At 57.2% G+C, this 14,088-nt stretch carries 14 protein-coding genes; 4 read left to right on the forward strand and 10 right to left on the reverse strand.

Annotation, left to right across the window (positions count from 1 at the left end):
* Window position 1: 1 nt before the first annotated feature.
* Together IEX10_RS14840 and IEX10_RS14845 are read right to left on the reverse strand one after the other, a co-directional pair.
* Window positions 2-1,156 (reverse strand): ABC transporter substrate-binding protein, encoded by a 1,155-nt coding sequence (locus IEX10_RS14840; RefSeq protein ID WP_188676957.1) that lies wholly within the window; start codon window positions 1,154-1,156, stop codon window positions 2-4.
* Between the two features lie 27 nt (window positions 1,157-1,183).
* Window positions 1,184-2,965 (reverse strand): branched-chain amino acid ABC transporter ATP-binding protein/permease, encoded by a 1,782-nt coding sequence (locus IEX10_RS14845; protein WP_188676960.1) that lies wholly within the window; start codon window positions 2,963-2,965, stop codon window positions 1,184-1,186.
* A gap of 145 nt (window positions 2,966-3,110) precedes the next feature.
* On the opposite strand from IEX10_RS14845, the gene IEX10_RS14850 reads away from it, so the two are divergent.
* The gene (locus tag IEX10_RS14850; protein ID WP_188676963.1) at window positions 3,111-3,965 is read left to right on the forward strand and encodes a MurR/RpiR family transcriptional regulator; all 855 of its coding nucleotides are present in this window, start codon (window positions 3,111-3,113) and stop codon (window positions 3,963-3,965) included.
* The gene (locus IEX10_RS14855) at window positions 3,952-5,268 is read left to right on the forward strand and encodes a type I glutamate--ammonia ligase (protein WP_188676966.1); all 1,317 of its coding nucleotides are present in this window, start codon (window positions 3,952-3,954) and stop codon (window positions 5,266-5,268) included. Before IEX10_RS14850 ends, IEX10_RS14855 begins: the two co-directional genes overlap by 14 nt.
* Before the next feature lie 35 nt (window positions 5,269-5,303).
* Here IEX10_RS14855 and IEX10_RS14860 read toward each other — a convergent pair whose 3' ends face one another.
* Genes IEX10_RS14860 through pobA form a run of 5 tightly spaced genes read right to left on the reverse strand, consistent with a single transcriptional unit; the run spans window position 5,304 to window position 9,062 of the window.
* On the reverse strand, window positions 5,304-6,143 hold the full coding sequence (locus IEX10_RS14860; RefSeq protein ID WP_188676969.1) for a 3-oxoadipate:acetyl-CoA acetyltransferase: 840 nt from the start codon (window positions 6,141-6,143) through the stop codon (window positions 5,304-5,306).
* 7 nt (window positions 6,144-6,150) lie between these two features.
* Window positions 6,151-6,765 carry a protocatechuate 3,4-dioxygenase subunit alpha gene (gene pcaG / locus IEX10_RS14865; RefSeq protein ID WP_188676972.1) on the reverse strand — a complete coding sequence of 205 codons (615 nt, stop codon included), beginning with the start codon at window positions 6,763-6,765 and terminating at the stop codon, window positions 6,151-6,153.
* Between the two features lie 2 nt (window positions 6,766-6,767).
* Window positions 6,768-7,505: a protocatechuate 3,4-dioxygenase subunit beta gene (gene pcaH / locus IEX10_RS14870; RefSeq protein WP_188676975.1), complete on the reverse strand. Its 738-nt coding sequence runs from the start codon at window positions 7,503-7,505 to the stop codon at window positions 6,768-6,770.
* Window positions 7,502-7,882: a 4-carboxymuconolactone decarboxylase gene (pcaC, locus tag IEX10_RS14875; RefSeq protein ID WP_188676978.1), complete on the reverse strand. Its 381-nt coding sequence runs from the start codon at window positions 7,880-7,882 to the stop codon at window positions 7,502-7,504. Before pcaC ends, pcaH begins: the two co-directional genes overlap by 4 nt.
* 10 nt (window positions 7,883-7,892) lie before the next feature.
* Entirely contained in the window at window positions 7,893-9,062 is a 1,170-nt protein-coding gene (gene pobA / locus IEX10_RS14880) for a 4-hydroxybenzoate 3-monooxygenase (protein ID WP_188676981.1), read from the reverse strand.
* A gap of 113 nt (window positions 9,063-9,175) precedes the next feature.
* Here pobA and pcaQ point away from each other — a divergent pair, with 113 nt between their 5' ends.
* Window positions 9,176-10,066, forward strand: coding sequence for a pca operon transcription factor PcaQ (pcaQ, locus tag IEX10_RS14885; protein ID WP_229678575.1), 891 nt, complete (start codon window positions 9,176-9,178; stop codon window positions 10,064-10,066).
* Here pcaQ and IEX10_RS14890 read toward each other — a convergent pair.
* Both IEX10_RS14890 and IEX10_RS14895 read right to left on the reverse strand, forming a co-directional pair.
* On the reverse strand, window positions 10,063-10,449 hold the full coding sequence (locus tag IEX10_RS14890) for a GFA family protein (protein ID WP_188676986.1): 387 nt from the start codon (window positions 10,447-10,449) through the stop codon (window positions 10,063-10,065). The two genes, pcaQ and IEX10_RS14890, sit on opposite strands and share 4 nt — an antisense overlap.
* Window positions 10,450-10,466: 17 nt before the next feature.
* Window positions 10,467-11,282, reverse strand: a complete 816-nt coding sequence (locus tag IEX10_RS14895; RefSeq protein WP_188676989.1) for a MauE/DoxX family redox-associated membrane protein — start codon at window positions 11,280-11,282, stop codon at window positions 10,467-10,469.
* A 192-nt stretch (window positions 11,283-11,474) separates the two neighbouring features.
* Between IEX10_RS14895 and IEX10_RS14900 the strand changes: the two genes are divergently transcribed.
* Window positions 11,475-12,725, forward strand: a complete 1,251-nt coding sequence (locus IEX10_RS14900; RefSeq protein WP_188676992.1) for an Hsp70 family protein — start codon at window positions 11,475-11,477, stop codon at window positions 12,723-12,725.
* 17 nt (window positions 12,726-12,742) lie between these two features.
* On the opposite strand, the gene IEX10_RS14905 is transcribed toward IEX10_RS14900, so the two are convergent.
* Window positions 12,743-14,065 (reverse strand): TRAP transporter large permease, encoded by a 1,323-nt coding sequence (locus tag IEX10_RS14905; protein WP_188677386.1) that lies wholly within the window; start codon window positions 14,063-14,065, stop codon window positions 12,743-12,745.
* Between the last annotated feature and the right edge of the window lie 23 nt (window positions 14,066-14,088).

Here is a 14,088-nt window from a genome sequence, read left to right on the forward strand (position 1 = left end):
CTTATTGCATGCGCGGCGCTGGGATCAGCGCGGCATCTGGACTTGGCGAGCCGAGGAATTCGCGGCCCGCATCTTTCACACGGATCAGCGAGACCTGACGCACGGGCATACCATCGGTGCCTTTGTAGGTGATCGCACTGGTTGCGCCCTGTACGTTTTCGAGATTGGCGATGGCATCGCGCAGAGCTTTGGGATCAGTTGACCCGTCCGCCGCCAGAACCGCCGCTTCGATCACTTTGATCAGGTCATACCCTACAGCGTTGAATACCGTTTGGGATTCACTGCCGGTGGCGTCCATGTATTTCTTGTTGAAGGCTTCCAGCGGGGAGCCTTCTTCGGCATAGCCAGCTGTTGTAAAGACAACGCCTTCGCCTGCATCCCCAAGGGAGAATGTGGTCGGGCTGTCGATCCCGTCAGACCCGATCATCTGGCTGGTTACACCGGCAGAGCGCAGCGCTTTTAGCATAGAGGGAAAATCAGGTTCGTAAGACGAGGTCATAATCACATCGGGTTGTTCCGGCAGCGCCGCAATCCGTGTAGCAATGGCAGAGAAGTCCTGCTGGCCGATGGAATGGGTGTCCTGCCCCAAAACCTTGCCGCCCATTTTCTCAAACACTTCCGCAAAATAGAGTGGCATAGTGGTGTACTGGCTGTCGGGCGAATAAATAATGTAGGCGGTGTCGTGCCCTTGTTCTTGCGCCCAAGCCGCGGAAACTGTGGCCTGCACGTTGTCACCGGGGAAGTTGGCGAACATGTAATCGCCGCCGATCATCGGCAAAGTCGGCGAAGACGCACAAGTGGAAATCGCCGGAATTTCAGCCGAAGACACGATCCCAATCGCGGCCAGCGACGGGTCCGCATCACAGGGCAGGATCAGGGCAGAAACGCCTGTGTCCACCAGTTCCTGCACCGCGATAGAGGTCTGCGCCGCATCAGAGCGCACGTCTTTTTCAATCAGTTCAATCTTGGTGGTGCCGCCAATCCCGCCAGCAGCGTTGATTTCATCAATGGCGATGTGGATGCCTTCCATCACCGGCGCATCATAGGGTGCCAGCCCGCCAGTCTGAGCGGTCGCAGCGCCAAGGCGCAGCGTATCGGCAAAGGTGGGCGCGGCAAGCATGGCCCCCACGGCTGTCAGAGTAAGTAATTTTTTCATTGTCTTCTCCATGTTGGTGTTGGCGGGTCAGGAATGACCCAGATAGGCTTCTATTACGGCCGGATTTTTTCTTATTTCAGCGGGATCGCCCTGCGCGATTTCAGCCCCCTCGTTCAGCACGATAATCCTGTCGCACAGTTGGTTAATCAGCTTGAGATCATGATCCACGATCAGCACGCCCAGCCCCAACTCGCGGGTGAGTTTTTGCAAAGTTGCCATCAAATCGTCGGTCTCTTCGCGGTTCATCCCGGCGGCGGGTTCATCAAGGAACAGAAGTGACGGTTCGCAGGCCAAGGCGCGGGCGATCTCTACGCGGCGTTGATCCCCGTAGGACAGGGTGTTGGCGTCACTGCCTGCGTGCGGCCCGATCCCCATCGCACGGATTGCAACCTCGCACCGCTGCGTCGCCCGCTCGCCCTTATTCGTAGACAGCGCCGCAATCAGGACGTTCTGATACACCGTCAGCGTGTCAAACAAACGGATATTCTGGAAAGTGCGCGCGATGCCGTGGTTGGCCACCTCGTAGGGCTGCGCGTTGGTCAGATCGGTATTGCCCCGCAGGACGGTCCCTTCACTCGGAGCGAGCACGCCGGACAGCATGTTCAAAAGGGTCGTCTTGCCTGAACCGTTCGGCCCGATCAGCCCGAGAATCTCGCCGCTGCTTACTGTGATAGACACGTCCTTCACCGCGACCAGACCGCCAAACCGCATGGTCAGATTTTTGCCTTCCAAGGGCGCTGGATCTACATTCTTCACAGTGTCGCCCGCACCTTGCGCAGCCGCACCCAGCTTGTGGGCGGGGAAGAAACGCTCCTCCAGTTCCTTTAAACCGGCGAGCCCTTCGGGCTTGCGGAACATGGCAAAGAGAATGATCAGACCGATGCCGATTTGCGTGGTACCAAAAACGGCGGGCATTTCCAGTCCGGCGAGGTTAAACCCACCTTCAAAGCGGCGCAGCACTTCGGTTACAAGGGTGATGGTCACAGCGCCGGTGATGGCACCAGTGACAGTAGACATGCCTCCGACAATCAGCATTGCCAGCAACAAGAATGTGTCGGCAAAGTAGAACTTTTTCGGGCTGAACGCGCCGAGGAAATGACCGATCAACGCACCCGACAGCGCCATGATTGCCGCGCTCAACACCCATGCGATCAACCGTTCCTTGCGGATATTCACGCCAACCGCGCTGGCTGCAATGGCGTTTTCGCGGCCTGCCCGCAGACGCAATCCGGAGACGGAGTCCCGATAAAGCCGCGCCGTAATCAGCGCCAGAATACAGAAAATCGCCGCTGCCCAAAGGGTGGTTTCGCGCGGCACACCAAAAAAGGACTGGGACCCGCGTGTCACATCCCGCCAGCCGATGATGACACCGTGGGTAATGATCAGCAGGCCCAGCGTAGCAATCGTCGCCGCTGATCCTTCCAGCCGGTTCAGCGCCAACCCCACCACAAGGGCCACAACAGACGTCACCAGAACCGCAATCAACACCGCCGTCAGGAAGCCGGTTTCAGTTCCCGCCAACCAGTCCGGCAGCTTTGGCAGCGTGGCCATCTTCATCTGTGCCGGAAGGGTCAAAAGCCCCGAAACATAGGCGCCGATCCCCATGAAAGACAAATGGCCAAAGCTAAGGATACCACTGTTCCCAGAATAGAGCCCCATCCCCACCACCGCGATCAGCGAGATGAAAAATACTGTCAGGATCCGCTCGCTCGCCGGTCCAAGTGTGGTTGCGACAAGGGTGGCGATCAGACTTAGTGCGATAATACCAAGCAAGGATGCGATAAGATGTCTGGCGGGTGATGTGGTCATCAGAGGTCCTGTTTCTTACAGGCTCAGCATTGACATAAAACTTTCAGAGTCAACATTTTTGTACTAATTGACACAAAACTTTTAATGTGCTTTAGTTCAGTTAAGACCGCAGGCTTCCTCAAACAGGGGGCAGAAGGACACGAGGATGGATGTAAAAAGCCGCTTAGAAGGCATGTCAGCGGAGTTTACCGCAACCGAGCGGCGGCTGAGCGCAAGCTTGCTGGTGGACTATCCGTTTGCCGGTCTCCAACCGATACAAGAGCTGGCGCAGAAGACGCAAACATCCTCTCCGACCATCTCGCGTTTTGTCTCCAAGCTGGGGTTTTCAGGGTATCAGGAATTCCAGCGCCAGTTGATCGGCGAACTGAAAGACGGTCAGCGCTCTCCCGTTGATCTGCAAAAAACCAGTGTTCCGGTGGAAGGGGCCTATCTGACAGGGTTCATGGAACGGGCGCGCCAGATCGTGGACGGCACCGCCCAAGCGGTCACGGATGTGCAGTTCGAACGGGTTTGCACCCTGCTGAGCGACCCCAAGCGCAGCGTCTATGTGATTGGTGGCCGGATGAGCGATACGCTGGCATCTTATCTGTCCCGCCACCTGCGCCAGATCAGGGGCAAGGTGTTTCACCTGCCCCCCGACCCCGAAGTCTGGCCGGAATACCTGTTGCGGATGCGCCCCCGCGATATACTGCTGGTCGCCGACTTCCGGCGTTACCAGAAGAGCCTGACACCGCTGGCCGCCAATGCGCAACGCAACCGGAATGTGCAGATTATTCTGCTAACGGACCAGTGGATGTCACCCGTTGCAACCCACGCGACCGAGGTTCTGGCGGTGCCGATTGACAATGGCACCCTGTGGGATTGCTACACCGGCGCGATGGCGTTGCTGGAAGGGATCGTGACCCGCGTAGCTGAATCCAACTGGGACAAAACAAAAGACCGTATCGAGGCATGGGATGCCAATCGCATTGAATTTGGAGTAGACGATGAAAACATCTGAACCGCTGGTCTTCGCAGCCACGTCGGATCTGGCCGGCATCACGCGGGGCAAGGCTTTTCCGCTGTCAAAGCTCGACAGCCGGATGAAAAAGGGTGTCGGCTGGACCCCGACAAATGTAATGATCACCTGCTTCGAACATATCGCTGACGGACCTTTTGGCGCGCTTGGGGATTTGCTGTTGAAGCCGGATGCCGAAACCTTGGTGGAGTTAAACCTCGGGGAAAAAGCGCCGGTGGAGCGGTTTGCGCTTGGGGATATTACCGACCTGCACGGCGCCCCTTGGGATTGCTGCACACGGTCCATCCTGAAGGAGGCTCTTGCGCGTTTAAAGCGCGTGGGCGGCGTTGATTTGCTCGGCGCGTTCGAGCATGAGTTCCAGTTCCACGGCGCTGTGCCTGCGGGACCGCAAGGCTATACCCTGAACGGCTTTTCACAACGTCGCGCCTTCGGGGAGTCCCTGATGGCGGCATTGGAACAGGGCGGACTAGAAACCGATACGTTTATGAAGGAATACGGTGAAAACCAGTACGAAGTAACCAACGGCCCCGCCACAGGTGTTCGCGTTGCCGATGACGCGGTGATCCTGCGCGAAGTCACCCGGATGACGGCCCGTTACCATAGCGAATCTGTGACCTTCACCCCGATCCGCGACACTGCTGGCGTTGGCAACGGGGTCCACATCCACATGAGCTTTACCAGCGCGGACGGGACACCCGCCACTTGGGATTCGGACGGGCCTTCAGGCATGTCCAACGTCACGGCGCCATTTATTGCGGGCATTCTCAAATACCTCGACAGCATTATCGCGCTGACCGCGCCTTCGGCTGTGTCCTATCTGCGCCTCACCCCCCACCGGTGGAGCGCCGCTTTCAACAATCTGGGCTTTCGGGACCGTGAAGCGTCGGTGCGTATTTGTCCGGTAACTTCGGATGATCCTGAAAAGATCGCCCGTCAGTATAATTTTGAGTACCGCGCGGCGGATGCGGCTGCTTCGCCCCATCTGGCACTGGCCGCGATCATTCACGCAGGCTGTCAGGGCATTGAAGAAAACCTGCCCGCCCCTGCCGTAACACAAGAGGACCTGTCCGAACTTCCTGCTGCTGAACTGGCAGAGCGCGGCTATGTCCGGCTGCCCGAGACACTGGAAGAAGCGCTAGCGCGGTTTGAGGAAAATAAAACCGTGTGCGACTGGTTCCCTGAGCAATTCGCCTCGGTCTATGTGTCCCATAAACGGGGCGAATTGAGCGTGGTTCAGGATATGGATGAAGCCGAACGCTGCGCCGCCTATGAGGCCGTATATTAAGGTGAAGGGGCCGCAATCCGGCCCCGCTCACAAGATCAGGCGGTTGGCTGGTAAAGCCCGAGAATTTCACGCGTTTGCTGCCATGTGGCGACAGGGCGTTCGTATTTCTCACAAAACTCTGCTGCACGGCGCACCAGTGCCGCGTTGGAAGGCGCAAGCGTGTCGCGATCCAGCCGGACGTTATCTTCAAGTCCTGTGCGGGCATGGCCACCGCTGGAAATCGCCCATTCGTTCAACACCACCTGCTGTGCACCGATCCCCGCCGCACACCACGCCGCATCCTCGCCAAACAAGCGTTTTACGGTTTTGATGTAAAAGTCGAATACCTCGCGGTCTACCGGCATGGCGTTTTTCACGCCCATGACGAACTGCACATAAGGCGTGTCTTTGATTTGACCCTTTTTGTGCATGTCAGCCGCTTTGAGGATATGGCTGAGGTCAAACGCTTCCACTTCGGGCTTAACACCATACTCCAGCATCTCGGACGCCAGCCAGTCTACCAGTTCGGGTGGGTTTTCGTAGACCCGTGTCGGGAAGTTATTGGAGCCAACGGACAAAGACGCCATATCAGGCGCAAGCGACAGCATCCCGCCCCGTGCTTTACCCGCACCGGATCTTCCACCGGTGGAGAACTGGATGACCATGCCGGGACAATGTTCTTCCAGACCTTCCTTCAACCGCGCAAATTTTTCGGGATCGGCGGAGGGGGTTTCATCGTCGTTGCGCACATGAGCGTGGCAAATTGTTGCGCCAGCTTCAAACGCCTCTTGGGTGGATTCAACCTGTTCGGCAACTGTTACTGGCACCGCAGGGTTGTTGGCTTTGGTCGGCAGAGAGCCTGTGATTGCCACGCAGATAATGCAGGGGTTTTCCATGATGCCTCTAAATATCAAAAAAGATGGTCTCGGACGGACCTTGTAAATGAACGTCGAACCGGTAACTTCCATCGGCGGTCTTTTCTGCCAGCAAGGTCGGAATGCGGTTTTGGTGTTCGATCCGTGTCAGGATCGGATCGGCGGCATTGGCCTCCGGTTCATCCGCGAAATAGATACGGGTGTGCAGGCCAAGGTTGATGCCGCGCGCCACGATCCAAGCGGTAATATGGGGCGCTTGCATCCGACCGTCGGGAAAGGGAACGGCCCCCGGCTTGACGGTTTCAAAGGTAAATTCGCCGGTGTTCATATCACCGGGCGAGCGGCCCCAACCGGTAAAATTCGGGTCGGCCTGCCCACGGGTTTCATTGGCAGAGGCAAACAGCCCCGCCGCGTCCGGTTGCCAGATTTCGATCATTGCATCGCGCATCGGGGTGCCGGTGCCATCGTAAACGATGCCTCTAATGGTGATCTCCTGCCCTTTTACGGGACCGGTTTTCATCGAAGTGCCAAGATCTCCGCCATAAATATCAATGCCGGTAAAGTTGGGCGTGCAACCGATATGAACGTAGGGACCGGCGGTCTGGCTGGGGCTTTCTTTAAGATAGTCGAGCCGTTGGGTCATGGTTACAGCCCTTCCTTGCGGTTTTCGAAATAGGTCTGGCGCTGGCCGCGCAGCACGATGTCAAACTTGAAAGCGCGGCTGTCCATTGGCACGGTGCGGTTCATGTCCAGCAGCGCTGTCAGGGCGTCTACGGCCTCCTGACTTTTTAGCACGCCAACGATCGGGCAAAGTTTGATATGGGGGTCGCCTTCGAAATACATCTGTGTGATCAGACGTTGGGCGAAGCCGTGACCAAAAACCGAGAAATGGATGTGGGCAGGACGCCAGTCATTCATACCGTTGGGCCAGGGATAGGGTCCGGGCTGAATGGTACGAAACTCATAAGAGCCGTCTTCGGCTGTTATGGTCCGCCCGCAGCCGCCAAAGTTCGGGTCTAGCGCGGCCTGATACGCCTCTTTCTTATGGCGGTAACGTCCGCCTGCGTTGGCCTGCCAGAACTCCACCAGCGCACCGGGTACGCCGCGCCCGTTTTCATCCAGCACCCGACCATGCACGATGATGCGCGGGCCAATAGCGGATTCCCCCGCTTGGGCGTAGTTCAGGATCAGATCGTTATCGAGCTCTCCCAGAATGTTATGCCCGAACACCGGAGAAGTTTCCTCGGACAGTGTGCTTGGGAATGACAGAAGCGCCGCCTGCGGACTGCGTTTCACACTGGTTTTATAGGGCGGGGTCAGGGCATCGGGCTGCCAGTTCCGGTCCCTTGGGATAAAACCGCCTGTGGGTTTGATCGGGCTCATAGGTCTACCCCCAATTCCTTGTAGGTTTCTTTGGCCAGCTTAATGGCATGGTTTGCCTTTGGCACCCCTGCGTAAACGGCGACATGCATAAACGCCTGCATGACTTCTTCAGGCTTGGCGCCGGTATTTTGCGTGGCGCGAATGTGCATCGGGATCTCCTCAAAGTTGCCCATCGCCGCCAGCATAGCCAGCGTCAGCAAGGACCGGTCCCGCCGCGAAATGGTGTCATCCGCCCAAAGCGTGCCCCATGCCCCTTCGGTAATCAGGGTCTGGAACGGCGCGTCAAATTCGCTTTTGGCTGCCTCGGCGCGATCCACATGGGCTGCGCCCAAAACCTCGCGGCGCACTTTCATGCCTGTGTCAAAACGTGTGCTCATCAGGGTCTCCTTAGTAGGGCAGGCCGACGTAATTTTCCGCCATCGCCTTTTGCGCCGCTTCGTTGGTGCGCAGAAACTCCAGATCGGCAATCTGCATTTTCAGATCAAACTCCGACTGGTCCGGATAGCGGTGCATCATAGAAGAGAACCACCACGAAAAGCGTTCGGCTTTCCAGACCCGTTTCAGGGCTTTCTCGGAATAGGTGTTTATGCCTGCCTTCGATCCGTTTTCGTAATAGTCCCGCAAGCCGTTGAACAAATAGTTCACATCAGACGCCGCCGTATTCAGGCCCTTAGCCCCAGTGGGTGGTACAATATGGGCCGCATCCCCACACAGGAACAACCGCCCCCAGCGCATCGGTTCAGTCACAAAAGACCGCAGCGGGGCGATAGATTTTTCAATCGACGGACCAGTCACCAGCGCATCTGCAGTTTCTTTGGGAAGGCGGCGTTTCAGTTCCATCCAGAACGCCTCGTCCGTCCAGTCCGCCGGACTGTCGCTTAGCGAACACTGTATGTAATAGCGGCTGAGGTTTTCATTCCGCATCGAACAAAGCGCAAAGCCCCGCTGCGAGTTGGAGTAGATCAGTTCATGGTTAACAGGGGGCGTTTCACTTAGGATGCCAAGCCAGCCGAAGGGGTAAACCTTTTCATATTCCTTGCGCACATCCAGCGGGATCGTCTGGCGGCTGACACCGTGGAACCCGTCACACCCCGCAACAAAATCGCAATCAATCCGGCGGCTCTCACCCCCGACTGAATAGGTAACAAAAGGCGTGTCGGTATCAGCGTCATTGATAACCACGTCCTCTACTTCAAACTCAATCTTGCCACCGGCCCGTTCGCGCGCTTCATACAGATCGCGGGTCACCTCAGTTTGGCCGTAAACCATCACCGGCGTTCCGGTCAGGGCGGCAAAGTCAACGCGGAACAGTTCATCTCCGTAAGAAATCAGCGTGCCGTCATGGGGATACCCTTCGGCGTGCATTCTTTCGGCGCAACCCGCCTGCTCCATCAATTTGACAAGCCCTTGTTCCAGTACGCCAGCGCGAATTCGGCCCAGAACATAATCCTTGGTCTTGCGCTCCAACACGATGCTGTCGATGCCGTGTTTGTCCAGAAGCTGCGACAGCAAAAGGCCCGACGGACCACCACCAATAATTGCGACTTGCGTTTTCATACCCGCCTCCGAGATTATTCGGCCCTTGTTACTACACTTTTCGCAGTATAAAAAATGATAAAACAGGTGGTTTAGTTGCGATAATGGAAAGTAACCGGTTACGTCAGATTAAAATGCGGCATCTCTCTGCATTTGTGGAAACAGTACGTCGGGGCAGCCTGAAGGCCGCATCCGAACAGATCATGCTGACCCAACCGGCGATTTCCAAAACCCTACGCGATCTGGAGGATATCCTCGGGGTGACCCTGTTGCACCGTGATCGCGGTGGTATCCGTTTGACCCGTGAAGGGGCCGTTTTTCGCCAGTTTGCCGAACAGGGTCTTGCCGCGCTCAGCCACGGGTTGGCGAGCCTTGATGCCCTGTCCGCCGGACGGGCCACGCCGCTTCGGATTGGAACGCTTCCCAGTGTTGCCGCCGATCTGCTGCCCGATGTGATCCTGCAATTTGCGGAACTTTCCCCTGCCACCCCTGTAACTGTTGAAGACGGCGGCATTCGGACCTTGCTGGAACGGTTGCGATCCGGTGCGCTTGATCTGGTGTTGGGGCGGATGGGGCAGCCGGAAACCATGACCGGTCTGTCTTTCACGCAACTATATGCCGAACAGGTTGTCTTTGCCGCCGCCGCGGACCACCCGCTGGCACAAGAAACGCGGCTGGAAGCTTTGAGCGATAGCCTGATCCTTTACCCCCCCAATGACGCCGCAATTCGCCCCTTGGTGGACCGTTTTCTGATTTCACAAGGGATCACCGACTGGCCGAACCGGCTGGAAACCGTGTCGAGTTCGTTTGGTCGTTCCATGACACTTGGACCTGCCAAAGCGATTTGGGTTATCAGTCAGGGCGTTGTGACGCGGGACATAGCGGCGGGGCAGATGATCCAGCTTCCGATTGACACCCAAGCGATGGCCGGTCCAGTCGGCATCATGGCGCGAAGCGAAGAGGACCCGACCCCTGCAATCCGGTTGTTCCGTCAGGCACTGGTTTCTGCGTTGCAGAACGGCTAGACACCGCCCGTCCGGTTTTCCGCGTAACATTTTGTATCAGGGAAATCGGGCAACCAGTCTTCGCGCCGTGAACACCACAGCTCGTAGGTTGGTTTGAATACGTTTGGCGTATCGAGAGCGCCGAGGTGCACTTCGATCTCATCGCCGCTACGGGAGACGACTGAGGAACCGCATTGGGGGCAAAAGGCGCGCCCCTCATAGGATTTGTAATCGCCCTGCACTTCTACTTCGGTGTCGGGGAAAATGGCCGAGGCGTGAAACACGGCGCCATGATGCTTGCGGCAGGACAGACAGTGACACACCCCCACGCGCAGCGGCTCCCCTTTGGCGATGATCCGGACCTCGCCGCACAAGCAGCCGCCTTCTGTCCTTTCAGTGTGCATGACTTTTCCTTCCCCAATTAACCGTAAATCTGCGGCAAGAGCATCCACAGTCCCATGCCAACCATAATCACATTTTCCGACAGCGAGATCACCCCGAGCGGCACATTCGAGCCACCCCCAACGCAAGCGCACGTCAGTTCGCGGCGGTCAATGTAGACCGCCTTAATCACGCTCACCGCGCCAATAAAGCCGATGAACAACGCCACCGGCGCAACCAGCCAGATCAGGAAACTGTCGCGACCAATTAGGGCCATCATCCCGATACCGGCGTAGAGTTCCGCAAATGGATAGGCATAGCCGTAAGGCACATAGCGGCGGGCGAGTAGATCGTAGCCTAGGAACCCGTTCACAAACCCTTCGACATCCTGAAGCTTCTGGATCGCCAGAGCCACCATTGATATGGCAAAGAACCACTTAAACAGGGTCAGAACCGGAAATCCTTCGTAAAGGTTCAGCACAATCGCCAATGCCATCAACGCGGTAGAGGCAAAAATCGCGATGACGGGCTGATAGGTCGTGTCATCTTCGCCCGAGACCTTGTAGCCGAAAAATTCTTTCAGATCAGTGTAGCCCCCCACTTGTTCACCGTCGATATAGGTGATCGGCGTGATTTCCACCCCGTGGGCTTCTTTAAAGACGTCTACCTCTTCGCGGGTGGTTAACAGAGTATCGTCCACCGTATATCCCTTACGTTTCAGCAAGGATTTGGACTTCAGCCCGAACGGACACAGATGCCCCGGCATCGCCATCCGGTAAAGCGCGGCTGTTTTGGCTTTGCCTGCGGATTTGCTGGCGGCGGTTTGTGGTGTGTCTATTGCGTCGGCCTGTGTCATTGCCCTCTCCGGATTTGGCAGAACCGTACCGTATCGCGCGGGTGCCGCCTGATTTAACTGTCCCGATAACGGTAGACCGCGGTTTGCGCTTTTCAATACCTTGCCTTTTGAGGATGGCAGGGCAGCCCTGCTTGACTTGCCCCTTCAACCTCCCTAGACCCCCGCTTCGGTCTCAGCAGAGGAGCCTTCGCAATGGTCCAGAACAGTCACACACTCGGGATAGATTTCGGCACGTCGAACTCTGCCGCAGGATATTTCCGCGATGGCAAACCGCAACTGATCACGATGGACGGGGGCGACACCACCTTGCCCACAACCTTCTTCTTTGACTTTGAAACCCGCAAGACGTTGATCGGCGAACCGGCCAATCAGGCCCTGCTTTCGGGGGCGGAAGGGCGGTTCATGCGGGCGTTGAAACGGGTGCTTGGCACCAGCCTGATGCACGAGAAGCGCCAGTTGTTTAACGAGCGCATCAGTTTTGTCGACATCATCGGACGATTTCTGGCAGAGATCAAATCCCGCGCAGAGTCAGAGTCCGGTCTGCAATTTGACAAAGCGCTGTCAGGGCGGCCCGTGGTGTTTCACGGCAGCGATGATCCGCGCGAAGATCAGGCCGAGGCCGACCTGCGCGCCTGTTATCTGGCCGCAGGATTTGAAGATGTCAGTTTCATGGCCGAACCCGAAGCCGCCGCCATTGCCAGCGGTGCGCTCGACCAATCCGGCGAGACCGGACTGATCGTTGACATTGGCGGCGGTACATCGGATTTTTCGGTGTTTCGCACCTGTAACGGAGAGGTCGAAATCCTCGCCAATCACGGGATACGGATCGGGGGTACGGATTTCGACCATGACATAAGTTTTGCCCAAGTGATGCCTTTACTTGGCAGGGGGACCCTGCTGCGCGATGTGATGGGGACTGGCACCAAACCTGCGCCCAATGCGATCTATAATGATCTGGCAACCTGGGAGAAAATTCCGTTCCTCTACACCGCGCAGAACCGCAAGATGGTCGCCGATATGGTGCGGCAGGCAGAGGAGATGGACAAGCTTAACCGTCTGGCCGAAGTGCTTGAGGATGAACTGGGCCACGAGATTGCATTCGGGGTGGAACAGGGCAAGATCAGTGCGGACAAAGGGCTGGTCGATGCCGCGATCCCGCTAAACGGAATTGCACCGCAGCTAAAGGCACCATTGTCGGGCGAAACTTTGTTGGAGTTGCTGACCCCTTACGACACTGCCTTGCGCGTTGCAGCACAGGACACAGTGAAACGGGCGGGGCTGAAGTACGCGCAGATTGACAAGGTGATCTATGTGGGCGGATCGAGCCTGATGTCCGTTGTGGCCCGTGCCATGAACGCACAGTTCCCCGATGCGACCCATAGTTTTTCTGAAGTCTTCACCGCAGTGACAGACGGGCTTGCACTGGCGGCAGGCAGGGCTTAACCTGCCTGCGCAATTTCTCAGTAGAACCAGCGCACCAAAACCATCGTGATCGACGGGAAGGCCACCAGAATAGCAATCCGGACGATGTCAGACGCCACGAAGGGCAATGACCCGCGATAGGTCTCCCGAATGCTGATGTTTTTCGCCATCGCATTGATGACGAACAGGTTCATGCCAACTGGCGGTGTGATCAAGCCGATTTCGGCAGACATCAGCACCAGAATGCCGAACCAGATACCCACTTCGGCTGGCGGTATACCAAAATCCAGTTGCGTGATGATCGGTACGAAAATCGGCACTGTCAGAAAGATCATTGCCAGAGAATCCATCACTGTTCCCAGCACTACATAAAGCACCAGCATCCCGATCAGGATCGCCCATGGGCTGAGGCTTGCATCCAGAAAGACTGCGGCGAGTGTTTGGGGTACTTGGGCCGAGGACAGGAAAGAGTTGAACACCCCTGCGGCAAGGATGATGAAAAAGATCATGCCCGAGGTTCGCGCCGTGGACAAAAGCGCCTCTTTCACTGCAGGCCAGTTCAGCGCCCGTTTCGAAATGGCCACAATAGCAGTGCCCGCCACACCCACAGCCGCCGCAGCGGTGGGGGAAAATGCGCCGGTATAAATGCCGCCGATCACCAGTGTGAAAATCACCACCACAGGCCAGACCGCGATAAGGGCGCGGAACCGATCACCGTATGGCATCCGTGGCAGGCTGTTCCCGCTGCCCGGCACCATGCGGGTGTAAATCGCAACTGTCGCCATATAGCCAAGCATCGCCAGAATGCCCGGAATGAGCGCTGCGGTGAAAAGTTTCTCAATGTTTTCTTCGGCAAGGATGGCGTAAACTACCAGCACCACCGATGGCGGGATCAGGATGCCAAGCGTCCCCCCCGCTGCCAGTGCGCCGGTGGACAAAGCGCCGCTATAACCTGCGCGGTCCAGTTCCGGCAGGGCAACGCGCCCCATGCTGGACGCGGTGGCAAGGGATGATCCACAGACCGCGCCAAAACCGGCCGAGGCACCAATCGCGGCCATCGCCAGCCCGCCGCGTCGATGGCCCAGCCACGCTTCGGCGGCTTTGAATAGGGCCGATGACATCCCGCCCCGCGTGGCAAATTCGCTCATCAACAGGAACAAAGGAATGATCGAGAGGGAATAATTGGTCAGTGTGCCATAGGCAAAAGTCTTCAGCTGGCTGTCCATCATCCGCATGTTGCCCGCCACCAGATAGGTGCCGACCAGCCCGACAATAAACATCGCCGCCGCAAGTGGTATCCGAAAGCCGATCAAGACCAGCAACACCGGAAAGCTGAGCATGCCGATTTGGAATGGCGTCAGCGCATTTGAGATCAGGTCCAGCA

It is taken from the genome of Neptunicoccus cionae, from assembly GCF_014643735.1.
In the GTDB taxonomy this organism is placed as follows: Bacteria; Pseudomonadota; Alphaproteobacteria; order Rhodobacterales; family Rhodobacteraceae; genus Amylibacter; species Amylibacter cionae.